Raw genomic sequence first — 22,053 nt, forward strand, 5'->3', positions numbered from 1 at the left:
TTCCTGACACGAAGGTTCTATGCCGCCGCACCGGCGGTGGACTGCCGTACGGGCGCGCGGCGGGCCGCCGAGACGGGGCGGCGTCGGCCGCGTGAGCCGGCGCCGCGCTTCTTGGGGCGTTCGACCACCGGTGCGGTGATGACGACCGGGATGCCGGAGGGGGCCTGGGCGCCGGTGATGCGGTGCAGGGCCTCTTCGCCGACGCGGACCTGGGTGGTCTGCGGGACGATGCCGGCCGCTGCCATGAGGCGGGTCATGCCGCGGCGCTGGTTGGGGGTGACCAGGGTGACGACGCTGCCGGACTCTCCTGCGCGGGCGGTACGGCCGCCGCGGTGGAGGTAGTCCTTGTGGTCGGTCGGCGGGTCGACGTTGACGACGAGGTCGAGGTTGTCGACGTGGATGCCGCGCGCCGCGACGTTGGTCGCTACCAGCACGTTGACGTGTCCGGTCTTGAACTGTGCCAGCGTGCGGGTGCGCTGCGGCTGTGACTTCCCACCGTGCAGGGCGGCGGCCCGTACCCCGCTGTTCAGGAGGTGTTCGGTGAGGCCGTCGACGGCGTGCTTGGTGTCGAGGAACATGATCACGCGGCCGTCGCGTGCGGCGATCTGGGTGGTTGCCGTGTGCTTGTCGGCGCCGTGAACATGGAGCACGTGGTGCTCCATCGTCGTGACCGCGCCGGCCGAGGGGTCGACGGAGTGCACGACGGGGTCGCTGAGGTAGCGGCGCACGAGCAGGTCGACGTTGCGGTCGAGAGTGGCGGAGAACAGCATGCGCTGGCCTTCGGGGCGGACCTGGTCGAGGAGGGCTGTGACCTGCGGCATGAAGCCCATGTCGGCCATCTGGTCGGCCTCGTCGAGGACGGTGATGGAAACCTGGTTCAGTCGGCAGTCGCCACGGTCGATGAGGTCTTTGAGGCGTCCCGGCGTGGCGACGACGATCTCGGCGCCGGCGCGCAGCGCGCTCGCCTGTCGGCCGATCGGCATTCCGCCCACCACCGTGGCCAGCCGCAGCCTCACGGAGCGGGCGTACGGGGCGAGCGCGTCGGTGACCTGCTGCGCCAGCTCACGCGTGGGTACGAGGATCAGCCCCAGCGGCTGCCTCGCCTCGGCGCGCTGCCCGGCCGTACGGGCCAGCAGCGCCAGCCCGAAGGCGAGGGTCTTGCCGGAGCCGGTGCGGCCACGGCCCAGTACGTCCCGGCCGGCGAGGGAATTCGGCAGGGTCGCGGCCTGGATCGGGAAGGGTACGGTCACGCCTTGCGAGCTGAGCGCGCCCAGCAGCGCCCCGGGCATCTCGAGATCGGCGAAGCCCTCCACGGCGGGGAGCGCAGGAGTGATCGTCCTGGGCAGCTCGAACTCCCCCTGGAGCGCGGCGGGCCTGCGGCCGTAACCACCGGAACGGCCCGGCCCGGCGGAGCGGCTCCTGGGCGACGAACCGAATCGGCTGTCACCCCTTCCGGATTCGGCACTGCCGTTACGGGTGCGGGTGAAGCGGTCGTTCGTGCGTGTGCGGTTCATGCGGAACCTTCCTCGATGCGGCACATATCAAGGAATTCCCGCAGTGATCAGCAGCACAGAGAATTGCAAGAATGGACCGGTGGAATGCGAAAGCGAATCTGACCGACGAAAAATCCGTGCGGCACAGGAGCTGGAATGAGTGGCGCGAAGCGGACGCAATGTTCGGGCGTCCGCCGCGATGAAGCTATGGATGAAGCTATGAAGGGATGCGTGCACCCCTGAAGGATGCCCCGTATGCGGTGAGCCTACGGGTTTCCTGGTTGTCGTGCGCAGGCGAGACCACTGCGGAAAATGCGAGTGGCTGGGGCCCGCACCCCGAAGGACGCGGGCCCCAGCTACAGCTACGCGACAGTCAGCGTCAGGCGAGAACGATGTTCTCGGCCGTCGGGCCCTTCTGGCCCTGCGCGATGTCGAAGGTCACCTTCTGGCCCTCCAGCAGCTCGCGGAAGCCCTGGGCGGCAATGTTCGAGTAGTGGGCGAACACATCAGCGCCGCCACCGTCCTGCTCGATGAAGCCGAAGCCCTTTTCCGCGTTGAACCACTTCACAGTACCAGCAGCCATATCATTTCTCCTTTGGGGCAGTGCATCGGGATCCGCACTGCACGAACCCCGTGTCGCCGCGATGATCACCCCGCCCGAAAAAGCCCGGATAACAAAAGTGCTTCCAGTGGCACAGGCGCCGCCCGGAGGGCACTTGAAGTTTTGGGAACCACAACTGCAACTGAGATCGACAGTAGCACGCCGAAGCGGCCTGTGTACGGTGAAGAATCCCACCCCCACTTAATGCGATAGAGAATCTGTCTGCCTGTTCTGTTGAAACCTCAGCTCGCGGGCACAGATTTCGACCCGGCCGGAGCGCAACGTTTCGGGAAGTTTTGGGGGCGCGCCCAGCGTGCAGGGTGGCTCCGACAAGCGTCACGGCCCGTCTCCGGCGCACGCACGGGAGCGGCCATATCGAAGACCATCAAGGACCAGACCGTCGATCAGCCCGGTGGAAGCAGCAGCATCCTGGTGCGGCAACGCCATGAGCACGAGGAAATGGCGGCTGACGGATCAGTACCTGACCCTCGACGACCTTCACCAGCGGGAACGCGTTCTGAAGCAGGCGGTGCAGCTGGTCTTCAGCCATGCCTTCGTGGAAGAGACGGTGCTGTGGCCCGCCGTACGAGCGTCAGGCCCGGACGGCGAGGAACTGACGGCCCGGGTCGAGGAAGAACATCAGCAGATCGACGATGTCGTCGCGGACATCGAACGTCTTCCTGCCAGCGATCCCGGGCGGGGGGAAAGGGTCCAGCGGGCCTTCGCGCTGATACGGCAGGACATCAGGGACGAGGAAGATCTCCTCCTCTCCCGGTCTCTCCCGATTGCAGGACACGATGGGCACCGGCCGGCTACGCACACTCGGCACCACCCGGGCGGCGGTACGACAGACCGCCCCGGCGCATCCGCACCCCCTCATCCCTCCGGCGGCCTCCCGGGAAAGCCCTGCTGGATGTACCGCTGAGCGATGCTCTGGGCATCGGCGGCTCCGCCTCACGACGCAGAAGGGGATCGCGGTCTGGCCGGGATACCCGCTGCCGCTTTCGTGGCCGTCGCGGCACAGCGCCCGAAGCGGAACCGCGCGCCCGGAACCGTGTTCCTTGCCCGCGCCGCGTCGATCATCGCCGGAGTGCTGCTCTCGACGCGCCTAGCCGCCATCACCACCGCGCAGGCTCCGCCAGTACGCCTGGGCAGCGGGGCACGCGGTGAAAAGGGCCTCGTCAGCGCTCTGATCGGAGAGCACCGCCTCGGCGATGCCGCACTCGGAGGCCCGGAGTCTCTGATCAGCGTGGCCAGCCCTGTCCGGTCGCCGCCCGAGACGCGACCGGCCCGGATCCTGGGAAACCGGGGAAACAGCAGGTCAGAGCCCCTTTGCGGCAGGCTCCAAAACAGCCACGCACTCCACGTGCGACGTCATCGGGAACAGATCGAACGCCCGCAGTGTCCGCACCCGGTACCCCCCGTCCCGGAAGTACGCCAGGTCCCGGGCGAGGGCCGCCGGGTCGCAGGCCACGTAGGCGATTCTGCGGGCGCCCAGCGACGACAGGTGGGTCACGGTTTCGCGCCCCGCGCCGGCGCGGGGCGGGTCGAGGACGATCAGGTCGACCTCCGTGATGCCCGTGCGCGGCAGGACCGACTCGACCTTGCCCTGTTCGATGCGTACGCGGGGGAAGTCGGCGAGGTTGTGGCGGGCGTCCTCCACCGCGCGCTTGCCGGACTCGATGCCGAGCACCGCGCCCTTCTCTCCGAGCCGGTCCGCGAGCGCGCCGGCGAAGAGGCCGACACCGCAGTACAGGTCGAGCGCGGTCTCGCCCTTGCGCGGCAGCAGGCCCTGCATCACGGCCGTCACCAGTGTGTCGGCGGCCTTCGGGTGGACCTGCCAGAAGCCGCCGCCCCCGACGCGGTGCGTACGGCCGTCGGCACGTTCACGGACGAAGGGACGGCCGTGGACGCGGTGCACGCCTCCGGTCTTCTCGTCGACCCGCAGGACCGACACGGGCTTGTCCAGTTCGACCAGCGGCAGCCGTGCCCCCGGCTTCGGCGTCAGGATCACCTGGCGGTCCTGCGACCCCGTCGCCGCGATCGCCTCGACGGAGTCCATGCCGGCCCAGTCGCGCTTCTCGATGCCCAGCTCGCTGACGCCCTGCGCGGCGATCATGCAGTGGTCGACCGGTTCGACCTCGTGCGAGCGGTGCCGGCGCAGGCCCGCCCTGCCGGACGGGTCCACCGCGTACTGGACCCGGGTACGCCACTGCGGCACCTCGCCCGCCGGAAGCTTGTCGCCCTCGGCCGGCACCACGGTGCCGTCCCAGCCCACCTCCTCGGGAGTCAGGCCCGCGAGCCGCCGCAGCTGCTCGGCGATCACCTCTCCCTTCAGCCGGCGCTGCGCGCCCGGCTTCGCGTGCTGCCAGTCGCAGCCACCACAGCGGCCGGGGCCCGCGTACGGGCAGGGAGCGTCAATGCGGTCCTTGGACGCCTCCAGCACCCGCACCGCGTCCGCGCGCAGGAAGCGGGCTCCTTCGTCGCCCTCCGTGATCCGGGCCACCACCCTCTCCCCGGGCAGCGTGTGCCGGACGAAGAGGACCTGGCCCGCGTCCGTACGGGCGATGCAGTGACCGCCGTGGGCGACGGGGCCGATCTCGACCTCGTACTCCTGGCCCACCAGTGACTTCTTCGGTTCTGCCTGCATGGTGGGGTGACTCCAGGGTGAGAGGGCGGGAGAGCGGGTCGAGTGCACGGCCGGTCCGGCCGGACGACAGCCCACCAGTCTACGTGGCTGTCACCCGGCCGTTCACCATGAGACGGGGGCCTCAGCTCCCCGAGGCCGACGACTCCTTGGCCCGCGTCTCCGCCGGGCCGCGGCGCACCGCACCGGGCGCGTTCCAGTCCTGCCGCCTGCGGGCCCGCTGCTTCGCCAGCTCGGACGACTGCAGCTGGTACGGAACCGAGGTCACCATGACGCCTGGCGTGAACAGCAGCCGGCCCTTGAGCCGCAGTGCGCTCTGGTTGTGCAGCAGGTGCTCGTACCAGCGGCCGACGACGTACTCCGGGATGATCACGGACACGGCGTCGCGCGGGGACTCACGGCGCAGGCTCTTCACGTACTCGATCACCGGTCGCGTGATCTCGCGGTACGGCGAGTCGAGGATCTTCAGCGGTACGTCGATGCCGCGCCGCTCCCACTCGTCCTTGAGCACCTTCGTCTCCGCCGGGTCGACGTTGACGCTGAGCGCCTCGAGGGTGTCGGTGCGCAGCAGCTTGGCGTAGGCCAGGGCGCGCAGCGTCGGGCGGTGGATCTTGGAGATGAGGACCACCGAGTGGACGCGCGAGGGGCGGGCGCTGTCGTCGCTGGGGCCCTCGGGTGCGGCCAGTTCCTCTGACACCCTGTCGTAGTGCCGGCGGATCGCGGTCATCGTCGCGTAGAAGATGCACATGCCGAGCAGGGCGACCCAGGCGCCGTGCGTGAATTTCGTGACCAGGACGACGACCAGGACCAGGCCGGTGAAGAAGGCGCCGAAGGCGTTGATGGCACGCGAGCGCACCATGTGCCGGCGCTTGGCCTGGTCGCGCTCGGTGGCGAGGTGCCGGTTCCAGTGGCGGACCATGCCGGTCTGGCTCAGCGTGAACGACACGAAGACGCCGACGATGTACAGCTGGATCAGCCGGGTCGAGTCGGCGCCGTAGATGAAGATCAGCATGGAGGCCGCGCCCGCGAGCAGCACGATGCCGTTGGAGAAGGCGAGGCGGTCGCCGCGGGTGTGCAGCTGGCGGGGCAGATAGCGGTCCTGGGCGAGAATCGAGCCGAGCAGCGGGAAGCCGTTGTACGCGGTGTTCGCGGCGAGGAACAGCACCAGCGCGGTGGCCGCGGCCAGCACGATGAACAACAGGCTGCCCTTGCCGAAGACGGCCTCGGCGACCTGCGAGATCACCGGGTTCTGGACATAGCCGGGGCCCAGCCCGACACCGTTGTGGAGCAGGTCGGCGGCCGGGTTCTCGGCCATGCGGACCTTGGTCGTCATGGCGAGCGCGATGATGCCGCAGAACATGGTGACGGCGAGCAGGCCCATCAGCGCGAGCGTCGTCGCCGCGTTCTTCGACTTGGGCTTGCGGAAGGCGGGGACGCCGTTGGAGATCGCCTCGACACCGGTGAGCGCGGCACAGCCGGAGGAGAAGGCGCGCAGCAGCAGGAAGACCAGTGCGAATCCCGCTATGCCCTGGTGCTCCGCCCTGATCTGGTACGACGCCGTGGGCGCCCGCATGGTGTCCCCGAGGACCAGTCCGCGGAACGCGCCCCAAAGGATCATGATGAACACACCCGCGACGAAGACATACGTCGGGATCGCGAACAGCGTGCCGGACTCCCTGACCCCTCGCAGGTTCATCAGCGTCAGCAGCACGACGACGGCGACCGCGCAAAGGACCTTGTGCTCGACGACGAAGGGGATGGCGGAGCCGAGGTTCTCGATGCCGGAGGAGATCGACACGGCGACCGTGAGGACGTAGTCGACGAGCAGGGCGCTGGCGACGGTGAGGCCCGCCTTGGGTCCGAGGTTGGTGGTGGCCACCTCGTAGTCGCCGCCACCGCTCGGGTAGGCGTGCACGTTCTGCCGGTAGGAGGCGACCACCGTGAACATCAGCACGACGACGGCGACCGCGATCCAGGGGCTGAAGTGATAGGCCGACACGCCCGCGATGGAGAGGACCAGCAGCACCTCGCCCGGGGCATAGGCGACTGAGGAGAGCGGGTCGGAGGCGAAGACGGGGAGTGCGATGCGCTTGGGCAGGAGGGTCTCCCCCAGCCGGTCACTGCGCAGTGCGCGCCCGATGAGGATGCGTTTGGGCACGTCGGTCAGTTTGGACACAAGAGAGGATCGTAAGGGTTCGTACTGGGGGTCGCCCACCCGCTGACAGAGATCTGCCTCACGAACGAAGCCGTGCGGCACGCGCGCACGGGGGTGCCCTACGCGGACCGCGCGTGTGTAGCTTGGGCGGCGGTCTGAGACCCTGTTCTTGGCGTTTCGACTGAGCCGTGACCATTGATATCGGAAGGACGGTCGTGCACATCGTCATCATGGGCTGCGGAAGAGTGGGCTCCGCTCTTGCCCAGACCCTGGAGCAACAGGGGCATACGGTCGCTGTCATCGACCAGGACCCCACCGCCTTCCGACGGCTGGGCTCCGGGTTCGGCGGCCGCCGTGTCACCGGAGTGGGTTTCGACCAGGACACCCTGCGTGAGGCGGGCATCGAGGAAGCCGGTGCCTTCGCCGCCGTCTCCAGCGGGGACAACTCGAACATCATCGCCGCGCGTGTGGCCCGCGAGATGTTCGGCATCGAGAACGTGGCGGCCCGTATCTACGACCCCCGCCGTGCGGAGGTCTACCAGCGCCTGGGCATCCCCACCGTGGCGACCGTCCGGTGGACGGCCGACCAGATGCTGCGCCGCCTGCTCCCCTCGGGCGCCGAGCCGTTGTGGCGCGACCCCACCGGCGGTGTGCAGCTCGCCGAGGTGCACACCTCGGCGGCCTGGGTCGGACACAGGATCAGCCGGCTCCAGGAGGAGACCGGTGTGCGCGTTGCATTCCTCACCCGGCTGGGCGAGACGATGCTGCCCACGTCCCAGACGGTGCTCCAGGAGGGCGACCTGGTGCACGTGATGATGCGGACGGACGACGTCGAGAAGGTCGAGGCGGCGTTCGCCAAGGGGCCTGAAGGAGAGGGCGGGCACTGATGAGAGTCGCCATTGCCGGTGCCGGTGCCGTGGGCCGCTCGATCGCGGGCGAGCTGCTGGAGAACGGGCACGAGGTCCTGCTGATCGACAAGGCACCGACCGCGATCTCGGTCGAGCGCGTACCGCAGGCGGAGTGGCTGCTGGCCGACGCCTGCGAGATCACGTCCCTGGACGAGGCGGCGCTCCAGCGCTGCAATGTGGTGATCGCCGCGACGGGCGACGACAAGGTGAATCTGGTCGTGTCCCTGCTGGCGAAGACGGAGTACGCCGTTCCGCGCGTCGTCGCCCGTGTGAACAACCCGAAGAACGAGTGGCTGTTCAACGAGTCGTGGGGCGTGGACGTGGCCGTCTCCACCCCGCGTCTGATGTCCGCGCTGGTGGAGGAGGCGGTGAGCGTCGGCGATCTGGTCCGTCTGCTCCGCTTCAGCCACGGCGACGCGAACCTGGTCGAGCTGACCCTGCCTCCGGAGTCGGCTCTGGCCGGCACGCAGGTCGGTGATGTGGAGTGGCCGCAGGACACGTCCCTGGTGACCATCATCCGCGGTACCCGGGTGCTGACTCCGTCCCGGGAGGACTCCCTGGAGGCGGGCGACGAACTGCTGTTCGTGGCCGCCCAGGCACGCGAGGAACAGCTGGAGGACCTGCTGTCGGTACGCCGGGAGGAGCCGGCGGGCTAGTTCCCCCTCCCCCACCCGGACCGGGGCGCTCCGACGATGTCGGGGCGCCTCCGCCATCTCCGCGGGCTCGGTTCCGGAGCCGGCGCTTCTTTCTAGAGCTGGGACTTCCGGAGCTGGGACGGCCGGAGCACTGCCGAAGCACTGCCGGAGCCGGGACCGCGGTGGAGCCGGGACCGCGGTGGAGCCGGGACCGCGGTGGAGCCGGGACCGCGGTGGAGCCAGGGTCGTCTGAGCCAGGGCCGCCGGCGCTAGGACTCCCGGCGGTGGCGGGCGGTCGAGGTCTCCCGGTCGGTGGCGGCCACCGCCTGCCGCTCCTCCTCGGCCTTCTCCTCCGCTTCCAGCTCCGCGAAGACGTCGATCGGCGCGGGCGCCTTCGCCAGGAACACCCAGGTGAGCCAGACGGCGAGCAGGAACGGCGGGATCTTGAGCGCGATCAGGACCCAGCCGAGCTGAGCGGTGTCGGCCCACCAGTACAGCGGGAACAGGATCGCGCACTTGGCGAGCAGGATCAGACCCCAGGCCCAGCTGGCCTTGGTGTACGCCTTCTTGCGGCCCGGGTTGCGGGTGCGCCAGGAGAGGTTCTCCTTGAAGACCGGGCCGAGCATCAGGCCGATCAGGGGCACTCCGGCGAGCGTGGTGACGATGTACGCCAGGGCCAGGCCCAGCGTGTAGAGCATGCCCGGCAGATAGAAGTCCTTCGCGTTGCCGGTCATCATCGCGAAGACCACGCCGAACGCGACACCGAACACTCCGCTGAAGGCGTGCTTCACGGTGTCCCGCATCACGAGGCGCACGACCACGAGGAGCAAGGACACCGCGAGGGCGGTGATCGCCGACCAGTGCAGGTTCTTGTTGATCGTGAAGATGGTGACGAAGAAGAGACCGGGCACCACGGTCTCGACCATGCCCCGCACCCCGCCGAACGCCTCGAACAGCGCGGCCTCGGTCACCGCCCGTGAATTGTGCTGGGGGTCTTCGGTCGGCTTCTCGAGTGACGTCACCGGCTACTCCCGTCCGAGCGGTCTGAGTTCGTACTTCGGATTGAACAGCACCCTGCGGCCCCGGCTCATCGAGATCCGGCCCGAGGCGATGAGCTTGCGTCCCGGTTCTATGCCGACGATGGAACGCCGGCCGAGCCAGACCAGGTCCAGTGCGGCCGAACCGTCGAACAGCTCGGCCTCCAGAGCCGGGACACCGGCCCTCGGGCGCAGCGTGACCGTGCGCAAGGTACCAGTAACCGTCACGATCTGCCGGTCGTGGCAGTCGCCGATGCGCGTACATCCCGCGGTATCGGCGTCCTCACGCAGCTCCTCGGACTCCAGATCCTCCTGCGACGAGGAAAGCCGGTCGAGCATGCGCCGGAAACGGCTCACCGGCTTTTCGGAACGAGAAACAGCGCTCATACCGAAAAGCGTACCGGGGTGGTCCGACACCGACGCGCACGCGCCATCGCCCCGGGCCTACGCCTCACTTCTCGAATCTGTACCCCATGCCCGGCTCGGTGATGAAGTGTTTCGGGTGCGACGGGTCCGCCTCGAGCTTCCGCCGCAGCTGGGCCATGTACACCCGCAGATAGTTCGTCTCCGTGCCGTAGGACGGGCCCCACACCTCCTGGAGCAGCTGCTTCTGGCTGACCAGGCGGCCGGTGTTGCGCACGAGCACCTCCAGCAGATGCCACTCCGTGGGGGTGAGGCGTACGTCCTTCCCGGCCCGGTTGACCTTCTTCGCGGCCAGGTCGACGGTGAACCCCCCGGTCTCCACCAGCACGTCGTCCTCGCCGGCGCCGGTCGGCTCGGCACGGCGGATGGCGGCACGGAGGCGCGCCAGCAGCTCGTCCATGCCGAACGGCTTGGTGACGTAGTCGTCGGCGCCCGCGTCCAGCGCCTCGACCTTCTCGTCCGAGGAGTGGCGGGCGGACAGGACGAGGATCGGCACCCGGGTCCAGCCCCGCAGGCCCTTGATCACCTCGACGCCGTCCATGTCGGGCAGTCCGAGGTCGAGCACGACGACGTCGGGGTGCCGCGCGGCGGCGAGCTGGAGCGCGGTCGCGCCGTCGGGAGCAGCGTCCACCTCGTACTTGCGCGCCCTGAGGTTGATCACGAGGGCGCGCACGATCTGCGGCTCGTCTTCGACCACGAGCACCCGGGTCATGTGGTTTGCCTTTCTGGTTCGGCGATGCGTACGGAGCGGTGAGGGCCCCGCGCGGCCCGGAGGGTGAGGACCATGGTGAGTCCGCCACCGGGGGTGTCCTCGGCGTTCAGGGTGCCGCCCATGGCCTCGGTGAAGCCGCGGGCGACTGCGAGGCCGAGACCGACACCGGCGCCGCGGGGGGCGTCGCCGTAGCGTTGGAAGGGCGCGAAGATCCGCTCTTTCGCTTCGTCGGGCACGCCCGGACCGCGGTCCACCACGCGCACCTCGACCCGGTCGGCGAGTGCGCTCGCGGAGACCAGCACGGGCGTACCGAGGGGGCTGTACTTGACCGCGTTCTCGACCAGGTTGGCGACCGTGCGCTCCAGCAGCCCGGCGTCGACGGCGACCATCGGCAGGCTCTCCGGGATGTCCAGCACGACGCTGTCCTCGGGCACCCCGCCGAGCGCCATCGGCACCACCTCGTCCAGGTCGATCTCCCGCACGAGCGGGGTGACGGTGCCGGTCTGGAGGCGGGACATGTCCAGCAGGTTGCCCACCAGGTGGTCGAGCCGGTCGGCGCCTTCCTCGATGGCCGCAAGCAGCTCGGCTCGGTCCTCCTCCGACCACTCCACGTCGTCGGACCTGAGGGAGGTGACCGACGCCTTGATCCCCGCGAGCGGGGTGCGCAGATCATGACTGACGGCGGCCAGCAGGGCGGTCCGGATGCGGTTGCCCTCGGCCAGTGTGCGGGCCTGTTCGGCCTCCTGCTGGAGGCGCTGGCGGTCGAGGACCACCGCGGCCTGCGCGCCGAACGCGGCCAGCACCCGGCGGTCCGAGGCGGGCAGGACCCGCCCGGACAGTGCAAGGGCCATGTGGTCGCCCACCGGCACGTCCACGTCCGCGTCCTCGGGGCGTCCGACCGCCGTGCCCGGACCCACGCTGCCCGCGCAGGTCCAGGGGTCGACGTCGCTCGTCCGCTCCAGCAGGGCCGCGGACTCCATACCGAAGGTCTCGCGCACCCGTTCCAGGAGCTCCTCGAGGCTGGTCTCGCCGCGCAGCACGCTGCCCGCCAAGAGGGAGAGGATCTCCGACTCGGCCCGCAGCCTCGCCGCCTGGTGGGTGCGCCGGGCGGCGAGGTCCACCACCGAGGCCACCGACACCGCCACTCCGACGAAGATCGCGATGGCGACGATGTTCTTGGGGTCGGCGATCGTCAGCCGGTGCAGCGGGGGCGTGTAGTAGTAGTTCAGCAGCAGGGAGCCGAAGGCCGCCGAGGCGAGCGCGGGGAAGAGGCCGCCGAGCAGGGCCGCCGCCACGGTCAGCGCCAGGAACAGCAGCATGTCGTTGGCGAGGCCGAGGTCGACGGTGTTCAGCACGAACGCGAGGACGATGGGGCCGACGATGCCGACCAGCCAGCCCGCGATGATACGGCTGCGGCCGAGCCGTGCGCCCCGGGCCACCGGCAGGCCGCGCCCCTTGGCGGCCTCTTCGTGCGTGACGATGTGCACGTCGAGGTCGGGCCCCGACTCACGGGCGACGGTGGCGCCGACTCCCGGCCCGAAGACGTACTGCCAGGCCTTGCGGCGCGAGGAGCCGAGGACGATCTGGGTGGCGTTCACTCCGCGTGCGAAGTCCAGGAGCGCCGCGGGGATGTCGTCGCCGACGACGTGGTGGAAGGTGCCGCCGAGGTCCTCCACCAGCGTGCGCTGGACGGTCAGTTCCTTCGGGGAGGCGGAGGTGAGCCCGTCGCTGCGGGAGATGTAGACGGCCATCACCTCACCGCCCGCACCCTTCTCCGCCAGCCGCACGGCACGCCGGATCAGCGTCCGGCCCTCCGGACCACCGGTCAGCCCGACCACGATCCGCTCCCGCGAACCCCAGATCGCCGACACCCGGTGCTCACTGCGGTACTCGTTCAAATACTCATCGACCCGGTCGGCCACCCACAGCAGAGCCAACTCCCGCAACGCGGTCAGATTCCCGGGACGAAAGTAGTTCGACAGCGCCGCATCGACCTTGTCCGACTTGTAGATGTTCCCGTGCGCCATACGACGACGCAGCGCCTGCGGCGACATGTCGACCAGCTCGATCTGATCCGCGCGGCGCACCACCTCGTCCGGAACCGTCTCCCGCTGCCGCACACCCGTTATGGACTCCACCACATCACCGAGGGACTCCAGATGCTGGATGTTCACCGTCGAGACCACATCGATCCCGGCAGCCAGCAACTCCTCCACGTCCTGCCAGCGCTTGGCATTGCGCGAACCAGGCACATTGGTATGAGCCAGTTCGTCCACCAGCGCGACCGCGGGAGAGCGCCGCAGCACCGCGTCCACATCCATCTCACCGAAGCGCGTGTCCCGGTACTCGATCTCCCTGCGCGGAACCTGCTCCAGACCGTGCAACATCACCTCGGTACGCGGCCGGCCGTGGAGCTCGACGAACGCCACCACACAGTCCGTCCCACGCTCGATACGGCGGTGCGCCTCCGACAGCATCGCGTAGGTCTTGCCGACGCCCGGTGCCGCACCGAGGTAGATCCGAAGCTTGCCGCGTCCCATGGCCCCATTGTCTTCCCAAGCACACCTGCGTACGCTGCGTCGACCTTACGGCCAAGAATCGCGGCGAATGCGCCGGGATGCGCCCGGACGTGTGACTTTGACGGAACCCTGATACGGAACCTTGATCCGGAATTCGATCCGGAAATCGATCCGGAAACCTCCGGCATGCTCACACGGCCGAGGCCGTACCCCCTGTGGGGTACGGCCTCTTAGTGGTGGTGTCCGCGGAGCGCTCAGCGCACCTCGGTGATCTCGGGTCCGCGCTGCAACTGGCCCATGCCGCCGGAGAAACGGGACGCGCCGTCCTCCTGCTGCACACCCTCGGGCACCATCTGCGCGTCGTTCGGCAGCTGAAGGACGATCGGGTCGCGCGGCGCCATCGGGCCCTCGCCCCGCACCACGACGGTGTCCCGGAAGATCTGCTCGAGCAGCCCCGCGGCCTGCGGCTGCACGGCTCCCTGGCCCGAGATCACACCTCGCAGGAACCAGCGGGGACCGTCCACGCCGACGAACCGCACGACCTGGAAACCGCTCGTGCCGTCCGGCAGCTGCACCGGCACCTGGGCCCGCAGCTCCCAGCCGAGCGGCCCCTCGACCTCGTCGACGATGCCACCCTGCTGGGTGATACCGCTGGCGATCTCCTCGCGGACCTCGCCCCAGATGCCCTCGCGCTTGGGCGCGGCGAAGGCCTGCAACTGGACGGCGCTGTCCCGCAGCACGACGGTCGCCGCGACGATCGCGTCGCCCGCGACCTCCACGCGCAGCTCCATGCCCTCGACCCCGGGCACGAACAGCCCGCCCAGGTCCACCCGGCCCTCGCCGGGCTCGCGGATCTCGGAAGCGTCCCAGGGGCCGTCGGGACGCGGCTCCGGTTCGAGCCTCACGCGCTCACGCTCGGCCTCTTCATCTTCATCCGCCTCAGTGTCGACACCGTCGACGACCTGCTCGGCCTCGCCGGCCGCGTCCTCGGCGGCACCCTTCTTCTTGCGACGTCCGAACACGTCACTGTCCTTCCCGGTCGGATACGACCGAAGCGTATCGATTCCCACCCGTTGCCCCGCCCACGGCGGCGTGACCGCCGGTGGACCCGAAGCCCCCCTCGGCCCGCGTCGAGCCGGGAAGCTCCGCGACCTCCTGGAAGCGGACCCTCTCGACCTGCTGGACGACCAGTTGGGCAATCCGGTCGAAGCGCTCGAACCGCACAGGTTCGTGCGGGTCGAGATTCACCACGATCACCTTGATCTCCCCACGGTACCCGGCATCTACCGTCCCCGGGGCATTCACAAGGGCGACACCGCAGCGCGCGGCGAGACCCGAACGCGGATGCACGAAGGCCGCGTACCCCTCAGGCAGCGCGACAGACACACCTGTGGGCAGAACGGCCCGTTCGCCAGGGCCCAGTTCGCAGCTCTCGGTGGTGCGCAGGTCGGCTCCCGCATCACCGGGGTGCGCGTACGCCGGAAGCGGTACGTCGGGGTCGACGCGCCGGATCAGCACGTTCACGGGGTCGCTGCTCACGGGTTCACCTCGAAGGCTCGTGCGCGCCGGAGCCGGTCCGGGTCACTCATGGCCGCCTTGATCTCCTGCGGACGGCCGTTGTCGACGAAGTGGTCGACCTTGACCTCGATGAAGAGGGCCTCGGCACGGATGGCGACGGGCCCGTCCGGTCCGCCGATCCGGCCGGCGGCCCTGGAGTAGATCTTCCGCCCTGCCACGGCCGTCACCTCGGCCTCCAGGTACAGCACGGTACCCACGGGAACCGGCCGTACGAAGTCGGTCTCCAGCCGCCCGGTCACCGCGATGGTGCGCAGCAGCCAGTTCAGCGAGCCGAGGGTCTCGTCGAGGGCGGTGGCGAGCACCCCGCCGTGGGCGAGGCCGGGCGCTCCCTGATGGGCGGGCTGGACCGTGAACTCGGCGGTCAGGGACACGCCCTCGCCCGCCCGCGCCTGGAGGTGCAGTCCATGGGGCTGACCCTCCCCGCATCCGAAGCACTGCCCGTAGTGCGCGCCGAGCAGCTCTCCGGGAGCGGGCGCGTCGGGGTGCCGCACGGGCGCCACGGCGTCGGCGGGGGGCGTCAGGGATGCGGAAATACCACTCACAGCCGCAGACCTTACCCGCGCACGAACGCCTCTCGGACACCGTGCCAAGCTTGTCTCCATGCAGCTCTCCGCGTCGCCGTACGAAGAACGCCTCACCGCGCCCCGCTCCTGGTGGCTGATGTGCCTCCTGATCGGCGTGGCCCTGGCCCTCGTCCTGGTTCCGTTCGGCACGCTGCCGCTGCTCGGCGGACTGGTCGGCGGCACCGCCGCCTCGGCCGTGGTGGCCAGCTCGTACGGCTCCGTCCGCATCCGCGTGCTGGGGGACTCGCTCCTCGCCGGCGAGGCGAGGGTCCCGCTGTCGGCGCTCGGCGACACGGAGGTCCTGGACCCGGAGGAGGCCCGCGCGTGGCGCACGTACAAGGCGGACACCCGTGCCTTCATGCTGCTGCGCGCGTACATCCCGACGGCTCTGAAGGTGAAGGTCACGGATCCGGCCGACCCGACGCCGTATCTGTATCTGTCGACGCGGGAGCCGGAGCGGCTGGCGGCGGCGCTCAAGGCGGCCCGGGCACAGGCATAGCAGGCGCATCGGCGCAACGGGCTGTGGTCTGTCCCCACGGTCAGGAGTCGAGCTCCAGGGGCTGGTTCGGTTTCTCCAGGGGCGGCAGCTCCGGCAGCGCCTCCCAGGGCACCTGCTGCCGTCGCAGATCCCTGCGGATACGGGCGGCGAGCCGCCTGGTGTCGCGTCGGTTCATGACCGCTCCGACCGCGGCCCCGACCATGAACGGCATCAGATTCGGCAGGTCCCGCACGACCCGCTTCATGATCTGCTGCCGCAGTTCCCGCTTCATCTGGCCGCCCAGGGCCGCGTCTATCGTCGACGGCTTGGACACGTCGATCCCGCGCTCCCCGGACCAGGACCTCAGATACGCCGTGCTGCGCTGAGTGAGGCCCCCGGGCGGCCGTACGCCGTACACCTCGTGCAGCTCTGCGATCAGCTTCAGCTCGACCACCGCGACACCGGTGATCTCCGCGGCCAGCTCGGTGGGCATGGCCGGCGGCACCGGCAGCATCGCGGCGGCGCCGACCCCGGCTCCGACGGTGGCCGTCGCCCTCGACGCGCCCGCCACGAGCTTGTCGGCCAGCGCCTCGGGCCCGAGCCCGGGGAACTGCCTGCGGAGGGTCTCCAGGTCCCGTACGGGGACCCGCGGGGCCAACTCGATGATCCGGTCGGCGAGGTACGCCAGGCCCGCCCTGGCCTGGCTACCGCCCTTGCGGACGCCTTCCCGGATCCCGGCCCGGACGGCGGCCGCACGGCGACGTGCGAGGGGTGCCGAGGGGTCGGCCGGCACCTCGGGCCCCTCAGGGGCCGCTGAGGCGGGTGCCGGTGCGAGCGAGGCTGTTCCCTCTTCGGAAGAGCCCCGCTCGTCGTCACGCACGCCGTGAGAGCCGCCGAGCGGCTCGAGGTCCGCCCCGATGCGCGGGAAGCGGCGCTTCCAAGGAGGGGTCGAGCCGGTCACGGCCGACCCCGCCTCAGTCGCAGTCGCGGCAGATCGGCTGGCCGTTCTTCTCCCGGGCCAGCTGGCTGCGGTGGTGCACCAGGAAGCAGCTCATGCAAGTGAACTCGTCCTGCTGCTTCGGGAGCACGCGGACGGCCAATTCCTCGTTCGAGAGATCGGCGCCCGGCAGCTCCAGGCCCTCGGCGGCCTCGAACTCGTCGACGTCGACGGCCGACGCGGACTTGTCGTTCCGCCGGGCCTTCAGCTCTTCCAGGCTGTCGGAGTCGACGTCGTCATCGGTCTTGCGTGGAGTGTCGTAATCGGTTGCCATTTCGCTCTCCCCCTCTGGGTGTCTGCGGGTGTCTCCAGCGCACGTAACGCGTGAGAGGCCGGACTTGTGCCCGCCTCGAGGCGGAGATTTTGCCTCACATCAAGGTCTGTTACTCAATCGACACCCAACCGGACTCCTCAAGAGTGATCGGGTTGGATGGCGAAGCGGACCGTACACGGTCCCCCCGCCGCACTTCAAAGCCGTTCCACCGTGTACTTCCCGTGATCAAGCCCCTGGAAAACCCGCACTTTCCAGACTTTTCGGGAGCCAGGGGATCACGGAGGGTAGATGGCCGGAAAGGAATGCCTGTGATCGATCACACATCTACCACCCGGATCCGGCCCCCGAAAATTCCGCCCAAAGCGAACACCGGCTGCCCTGGTCGGCCCGATCTCAGATCGGCAGCATGACGCGCATCACCAGTCCACCCCCCTCGCGGGGCTGCGCACTGATGTGGCCGCCATGGGCACGTGCCACCGATCTCGCGATGGACAGACCGAGCCCGACGCCCTTGTCGCTGCCCGTGCGCTCCGTCCGTAGCCGGGTGAACGGCTCGAACAGATTGTCGATCTCATAGGCGGGGACGACCGGTCCTGTGTTCGCGACGACCAGAACCGCCTGCCCATGCTGGACCAGAGTAGTCACATCCACCCAGCCGCCTTCCCGGATGTTGTAGCGCACGGCGTTCTGCACGAGGTTCAGGGCGATCCGTTCCAGCAGGACGCCGTTGCCCTGCACGATGGCCGGAGCACGCTCGCCGCGGATCTCCACGCCCTTGGCCTCCGCCTCGGCATGCACCTGGTCGACGGCCTGCGAGGCCACCTCGGCCAGATCGACGGGCTTGCGTTCGACGATCTGGTTGTCGCTGCGGGCGAGCAGCAGCAGGCCCTCCACGAGCTGCTCGCTGCGCTCGTTGGTGGCGAGCAGCGTCTTGCCGAGCTGCTGCAACTCCACTGGCGCCCCGGGATCGGACAGGTGGACCTCCAGCAGCGTGCGGTTGATCGCGAGCGGGGTGCGCAGCTCGTGCGAGGCGTTGCCGACGAACCGCTGCTGGGCCGTGAAGGCCCGCTGGAGCCGCTCCAGCATGTCGTCGAAGGTGTCCGCCAGCTCCTTCAGCTCGTCGTCCGGGCCGTCCAGCTCGATCCGCCGGGACAGATCCGAGCCGGCCACCGCACGCGCGGTACGGGTGATCCGGCCGAGCGGCGAGAGCACACGGCCCGCCATCGCGTAACCGAAGGCGAAGGCGATCACGGCGAGGCCGAGCAGGGCCAGCAGCGAGCGGCTGAGCAGGTTGTCCAGAGCGTGCTGGCGCTGCTCGTTCACACAGGCGTTCATCGCGTCGTTGAGCTCGCTCGCCGACGGGCGGGCCGGGAAGTTGCAGGTGTCGCTCGCGACCTGGCCCGAGAGGATCTTGAACGGCAGCTCGCTGCCCACGTTGAGCGCGTGTGCCGCGAACAGATAGATGATCGACAGCAGCAGGATGCCGGCGATCAGGAACATGCCGCCGTACAGCAGCGTGAGCCGTATGCGGATGGTCGGGCGCAGCCAGGGGAAGGGAGACTCCGGTCGGCGCGGGTCCCAGGTGGGCTTGGGTGGCGCCGTGGGCGGTGCGGGTGTCGTGGCCATGGTCATCAGATCCGGTATCCGGAACCGGGCACGGTGACGATGACCGGGGGCTCGCCGAGCTTGCGGCGCAAGGTCATGACGGTCACGCGCACCACATTGGTGAACGGATCCGTGTTCTCGTCCCAGGCCTTCTCCAGGAGCTGCTCGGCCGAGACGACGGCGCCCTCACTGCGCATGAGCACCTCCAGCACGGCGAATTCCTTGGGCGCGAGCTGGACCTCCCTGCCCTCGCGGAAGACCTCCCGGCGGTTGGGGTCGAGCTTGATCCCGGCCCGCTCCAGGACAGGCGGCAGCGGCACGCTCGTACGCCGTCCGAGGGCCCTCACACGGGCGATCAGCTCGCTGAACGCGAACGGCTTGGGGAGATAGTCGTCGGCGCCGATCTCCAGGCCTTCCACGCGGTCGCTGACATCGCCGGAGGCGGTGAGCATCAGGACGCGGGTGGGCATCCCGAGCTCGACGAGCTTGCGGCAGACGTCGTCGCCGTGCACCAGCGGGAGGTCGCGGTCCAGGACGACCACGTCGTAGTCGTTGACGCCGATGCGCTCCAGGGCGGCCGCACCGTCGTACACGACGTCGACGGCCATGGCCTCCCGGCGCAGTCCGGTGGCCACCGCATCGGCGAGCAGCTGCTCGTCCTCGACGACGAGTACGCGCACGTCGCTTGTCCTTCCTGTGTCCGCCCGTGCCGCCCGGGTGAAGGGCAGCCCACGGGTGGGTCTGTTCGTGGGTGAGACTTCCATCCTGCCCTTTTCGGCCGTAAACCGGCTGTAAGACGGGGGAGGGGGGCCGGGGGCGACGGTCCCCGCGCGGGCGCCGGCGCGGGGGATGAAAAATTTTCTCGTCCGGTTGAGGTTTCCCCGGAAGGACGCGGGGGGAGGACGGCTTTACACCCCGCGATCACGCTCTGCATATGCCACACCACCATGTGGTCGGCTGCTCACCGCTTCCCGTAGAGCGGGCGTGGGTGTCCGGCACCGTCGCCGCCCAGCCAGGGCAGCGCTGGGCACCCAGCAGATGTGATCGCCCCTTCCCAACGGCACACCCCGTGCCAACGACCCACGACCCAGGACGAGGGGGCGCAGCATGGACGCATTCACCGCAGGACTTCTGCAGCGCATACGGGCGACCGAGTCCGACCTGACGCGTGCCCGCGAAACCGGCGACGACTTCCTGGCGGACGTCGAACAGTCAGAGCTCGACGACCTGCACCGCCTTGCCGCCGAGCACGGTGTGGAAGTCGGCGCGACGCGCGTCTGATCAGCTCGCTCGAAGCGGGGCCCCGGCAGATCCAGACCGGGGCCCCGCTTTGCGTTCGGCGCCGAGCGCGCGGCAGCGCGTGACGGCTCGCGGGCGGCCACTCCAGGTTCCCTCAGGCCGTGCTCCGGCGGGCCGGTCAGTCGTGCCAGGCCCCCAGTTCGTCCAGCCTGGCCTGGAGCTGTTCGAACAGGCCCGGCGGGGCCGCGATGGTCAGGGCCGGGGAGAGCGGATCGCCGGGGCGGCCGCCGGTCAGGGCGCCCGCCTCCCGGGCGATCAGGTCGCCCGCCGCGTAGTCCCAGGGGTTCAGCCCCCGTTCGTAGTACGCGTCCAGGCGTCCCGCCGCCACATCGCACAGGTCGATCGCGGCGGAACCGCCCCGGCGGATGTCCCGCACCTCCGGGATCAGCCGCCGGGCCACCTCGGCCTGCCGGGCCTTGCGCTCGGCGAGATAGCCGAAGCCGGTGCTCACCAGGGCGAGCCCCAGCTCGGGCGCGGAGCGCACCCGCGCGGGGCGGTCGTTCACGAACGCGCCCTCGCCCCGGACCGCCCGGAAGATCTCCCCGCGCATCGGCGCATGCACGACTCCGACCAGCGTCTCCCCGTTCTGGCGGGCCGCGATGGAGATCGCCCAGCTCGGCAGCCCGTAGAGGTAGTTGACCGTGCCGTCGATCGGGTCGATCACCCATTCGATACCGCTGCGGCTCTCGACGCTGGCACCCTCCTCGCCGAGGAGGCCGTCCTCCGGCCTGCGGTCGGTGATCAAACCGGTGATCAGCTTTTCGGCGGCGATGTCCATCTCGGTGACGACATCGATGGCGCTGGACTTGGTGGCGGCCACCCCGAGGTCGTCGGGGCGCCCGTCGCGCAGAAAGGCCCCCGCACGGGTGGCGGCCTCCAGCGCGAGTTCCAGGAGTTCGGCCTTCAGCCGGTCGGACGGCTCTGCCTGCTCGGTCACGGTGCTCCTCACGCGTACGGGCTGTCGGCGCCCGCGGCGGCGGGCCTGGGGGTGCGGGCGGCGCAGCAGCCCACCGGGCAGACGTTGTGGCTCGGACCCAGCGCGCCGAGGGCACACGGGGTCACCTGCTGCCCGCGCTCGGTCGCGGCGCGCTCGACGACCAGATCACGCATCGCCGCGGCGAACCGCGGGTCGGCTCCGACGGTGGCCGAACGGCGCACCGGCAGCCCCAGCTCCTCGGCCTTCGCCTGGGCCTCCGTGTCCAGGTCGTAGAGGACCTCCATGTGGTCCGAGACGAACCCGATCGGTGCCATCACGACGGCCGGGGCCCCGGCGCCGTGCAGCTCCTCCAGGTGGTCGCAGATGTCCGGCTCGAGCCACGGGATGTGCGGGGCGCCCGAGCGGGACTGGTAGACGAGCCGCCAGGGGTGGTCCACGCCGGTCCGCTCACGCACAGCGTCGGCGATCAGCCGGGCCACGTCCAGGTGCTGCTTCACGTACGCCCCGCCGTCCCCGTGATCCTCGGCCGGGCCGGAGGCGTCCGCCGCCGAGTCCGGGATGGAGTGCGTGGTGAAGGCGATGTGGGCGCCGGCCCTGACGTCCTCGGGGAGGTCGGCCAGGGACTTCAGGACGCCCTCGATCATCGGCTCCACGAAGCCGGGGTGGTTGAAGTAGTGCCGCAGCTTGTCGATCCGCGGCAGCTCCAGGCCCTCGGCCTCCAGGGCGGCCAGAGCCCCCGCGAGGTCCTCGCGGTACTGACGGCAGCCCGAGTAGGAGGCGTAGGCGCTGGTGGCGAGGACCAGGATGCGGCGGTGACCGTCCGTGACCATCTCACGCAGGGTGTCGGTCACATAGGGTGCCCAGTTGCGGTTGCCCCAGTAGACGGGCAGGTCGAGGCCGTGGCCGGCGAAGTCCTTGCGGAGGGCGTCGAGGAGCGCGCGGTTCTGGCCGTTGATGGGGCTGACCCCGCCGAAGAGGAAGTAGTGCTGCCCCACCTCCTTCAGGCGCTCCTTGGGGATGCCCCGGCCCCGCGTCACGTTCTCCAGGAACGGGACCACGTCGTCCGGACCCTCCGGGCCTCCGAACGAAAGGAGCAGCAGGGCGTCGTACGGGCTGGCGTCTAGTGCGTCGGGCATGTCTACGATCCTGCCACCCACCACCGGCATCGCTTCCGCCACCCGCCCGTGACCCG

The 22,053-nt window shown here is 69.8% G+C and carries 22 protein-coding genes; 5 read left to right on the plus strand and 17 right to left on the minus strand.

Annotated features, from left to right (window positions below; all coding sequences use genetic code 11):
* Positions 1–17: 17 nt before the first annotated feature.
* Both ABZ876_RS26230 and ABZ876_RS26235 read right to left on the minus strand, forming a co-directional pair.
* A complete protein-coding gene (locus ABZ876_RS26230) occupies positions 18–1,514 on the minus strand; it encodes a DEAD/DEAH box helicase (protein WP_361785944.1) in 1,497 nt (498 codons plus the stop codon).
* Positions 1,515–1,872: 358 nt separating this feature from the next.
* Positions 1,873–2,076, minus strand: a complete 204-nt coding sequence (locus ABZ876_RS26235; RefSeq protein WP_014145516.1) for a cold-shock protein — start codon at positions 2,074–2,076, stop codon at positions 1,873–1,875.
* Between the two features lie 463 nt (positions 2,077–2,539).
* Between ABZ876_RS26235 and ABZ876_RS26240 the strand changes: the two genes are divergently transcribed.
* Complete coding sequence (locus tag ABZ876_RS26240; protein ID WP_361785947.1) at positions 2,540–3,019, plus strand: hemerythrin domain-containing protein; 480 nt, start codon at positions 2,540–2,542, stop codon at positions 3,017–3,019.
* 396 nt (positions 3,020–3,415) lie between these two features.
* Here ABZ876_RS26240 and ABZ876_RS26245 read toward each other — a convergent pair whose 3' ends face one another.
* Positions 3,416–4,744: a TRAM domain-containing protein gene (locus ABZ876_RS26245; protein WP_361785949.1), complete on the minus strand. Its 1,329-nt coding sequence runs from the start codon at positions 4,742–4,744 to the stop codon at positions 3,416–3,418.
* A 121-nt stretch (positions 4,745–4,865) separates the two neighbouring features.
* A complete protein-coding gene (locus ABZ876_RS26250; protein WP_361785952.1) occupies positions 4,866–6,917 on the minus strand; it encodes an APC family permease in 2,052 nt (683 codons plus the stop codon).
* A gap of 194 nt (positions 6,918–7,111) precedes the next feature.
* Between ABZ876_RS26250 and ABZ876_RS26255 the strand changes: the two genes are divergently transcribed.
* Together ABZ876_RS26255 and ABZ876_RS26260 are read left to right on the plus strand one after the other, a co-directional pair.
* On the plus strand, positions 7,112–7,783 hold the full coding sequence (locus tag ABZ876_RS26255) for a TrkA family potassium uptake protein (RefSeq protein ID WP_234513984.1): 672 nt from the start codon (positions 7,112–7,114) through the stop codon (positions 7,781–7,783).
* Positions 7,783–8,460, plus strand: a complete 678-nt coding sequence (locus ABZ876_RS26260; RefSeq protein ID WP_361785955.1) for a TrkA family potassium uptake protein — start codon at positions 7,783–7,785, stop codon at positions 8,458–8,460. The genes ABZ876_RS26255 and ABZ876_RS26260 overlap by 1 nt, the downstream gene beginning before the upstream one ends.
* 248 nt (positions 8,461–8,708) lie before the next feature.
* On the opposite strand, the gene ABZ876_RS26265 is transcribed toward ABZ876_RS26260, so the two are convergent.
* The 7 genes from ABZ876_RS26265 to ABZ876_RS26295 all read right to left on the minus strand — a co-directional run bounded on the left by ABZ876_RS26265 (position 8,709) and on the right by ABZ876_RS26295 (position 15,250).
* On the minus strand, positions 8,709–9,461 hold the full coding sequence (locus tag ABZ876_RS26265) for a DUF3159 domain-containing protein (RefSeq protein WP_361785958.1): 753 nt from the start codon (positions 9,459–9,461) through the stop codon (positions 8,709–8,711).
* Positions 9,462–9,464: 3 nt separating this feature from the next.
* Positions 9,465–9,863, minus strand: coding sequence for an OB-fold nucleic acid binding domain-containing protein (locus tag ABZ876_RS26270; RefSeq protein WP_361785961.1), 399 nt, complete (start codon positions 9,861–9,863; stop codon positions 9,465–9,467).
* Positions 9,864–9,927: 64 nt separating this feature from the next.
* On the minus strand, positions 9,928–10,611 hold the full coding sequence (locus ABZ876_RS26275; protein WP_361785964.1) for a response regulator: 684 nt from the start codon (positions 10,609–10,611) through the stop codon (positions 9,928–9,930).
* Entirely contained in the window at positions 10,608–13,151 is a 2,544-nt protein-coding gene (locus ABZ876_RS26280) for a sensor histidine kinase KdpD (protein ID WP_361785967.1), read from the minus strand. Before ABZ876_RS26280 ends, ABZ876_RS26275 begins: the two co-directional genes overlap by 4 nt.
* Positions 13,152–13,384: 233 nt before the next feature.
* A complete protein-coding gene (locus tag ABZ876_RS26285) occupies positions 13,385–14,152 on the minus strand; it encodes a DUF3710 domain-containing protein (RefSeq protein ID WP_361785970.1) in 768 nt (255 codons plus the stop codon).
* Position 14,153: 1 nt separating this feature from the next.
* Positions 14,154–14,669, minus strand: a complete 516-nt coding sequence (gene dut / locus ABZ876_RS26290) for a dUTP diphosphatase (protein WP_361785973.1) — start codon at positions 14,667–14,669, stop codon at positions 14,154–14,156.
* Positions 14,666–15,250 (minus strand): PaaI family thioesterase, encoded by a 585-nt coding sequence (locus tag ABZ876_RS26295; protein WP_361785976.1) that lies wholly within the window; start codon positions 15,248–15,250, stop codon positions 14,666–14,668. Before ABZ876_RS26295 ends, dut begins: the two co-directional genes overlap by 4 nt.
* A 58-nt stretch (positions 15,251–15,308) precedes the next feature.
* On the opposite strand from ABZ876_RS26295, the gene ABZ876_RS26300 reads away from it, so the two are divergent.
* Positions 15,309–15,770, plus strand: coding sequence for a DUF3093 domain-containing protein (locus ABZ876_RS26300; protein WP_361785979.1), 462 nt, complete (start codon positions 15,309–15,311; stop codon positions 15,768–15,770).
* Between the two features lie 40 nt (positions 15,771–15,810).
* Here ABZ876_RS26300 and ABZ876_RS26305 read toward each other — a convergent pair whose 3' ends face one another.
* The 4 genes from ABZ876_RS26305 to ABZ876_RS26320 all read right to left on the minus strand — a co-directional run bounded on the left by ABZ876_RS26305 (position 15,811) and on the right by ABZ876_RS26320 (position 19,305).
* Entirely contained in the window at positions 15,811–16,710 is a 900-nt protein-coding gene (locus ABZ876_RS26305) for a hypothetical protein (protein WP_361785982.1), read from the minus strand.
* 13 nt (positions 16,711–16,723) lie between these two features.
* Positions 16,724–17,020, minus strand: a complete 297-nt coding sequence (locus ABZ876_RS26310; protein WP_003993510.1) for a DUF4193 domain-containing protein — start codon at positions 17,018–17,020, stop codon at positions 16,724–16,726.
* Positions 17,021–17,413: 393 nt separating this feature from the next.
* On the minus strand, positions 17,414–18,646 hold the full coding sequence (locus ABZ876_RS26315) for a HAMP domain-containing sensor histidine kinase (protein ID WP_361786301.1): 1,233 nt from the start codon (positions 18,644–18,646) through the stop codon (positions 17,414–17,416).
* Between the two features lie 5 nt (positions 18,647–18,651).
* Positions 18,652–19,305, minus strand: a complete 654-nt coding sequence (locus ABZ876_RS26320) for a response regulator transcription factor (protein ID WP_234513723.1) — start codon at positions 19,303–19,305, stop codon at positions 18,652–18,654.
* A gap of 427 nt (positions 19,306–19,732) precedes the next feature.
* Here ABZ876_RS26320 and ABZ876_RS26325 point away from each other — a divergent pair, with 427 nt between their 5' ends.
* Positions 19,733–19,906 carry a hypothetical protein gene (locus ABZ876_RS26325; RefSeq protein ID WP_234513720.1) on the plus strand — a complete coding sequence of 58 codons (174 nt, stop codon included), beginning with the start codon at positions 19,733–19,735 and terminating at the stop codon, positions 19,904–19,906.
* A gap of 136 nt (positions 19,907–20,042) precedes the next feature.
* On the opposite strand, the gene ABZ876_RS26330 is transcribed toward ABZ876_RS26325, so the two are convergent.
* Both ABZ876_RS26330 and ABZ876_RS26335 read right to left on the minus strand, forming a co-directional pair.
* Positions 20,043–20,861, minus strand: coding sequence for an inositol monophosphatase family protein (locus ABZ876_RS26330; RefSeq protein WP_361785987.1), 819 nt, complete (start codon positions 20,859–20,861; stop codon positions 20,043–20,045).
* A gap of 8 nt (positions 20,862–20,869) precedes the next feature.
* On the minus strand, positions 20,870–21,997 hold the full coding sequence (locus ABZ876_RS26335) for a ferrochelatase (RefSeq protein ID WP_361785990.1): 1,128 nt from the start codon (positions 21,995–21,997) through the stop codon (positions 20,870–20,872).
* Positions 21,998–22,053: the final 56 nt, after the last annotated feature.

The sequence above is a fragment of the Streptomyces sp. NPDC046931 genome (genome assembly GCF_040644655.1).
GTDB lineage: Bacteria > Actinomycetota > Actinomycetes > Streptomycetales > Streptomycetaceae > Streptomyces.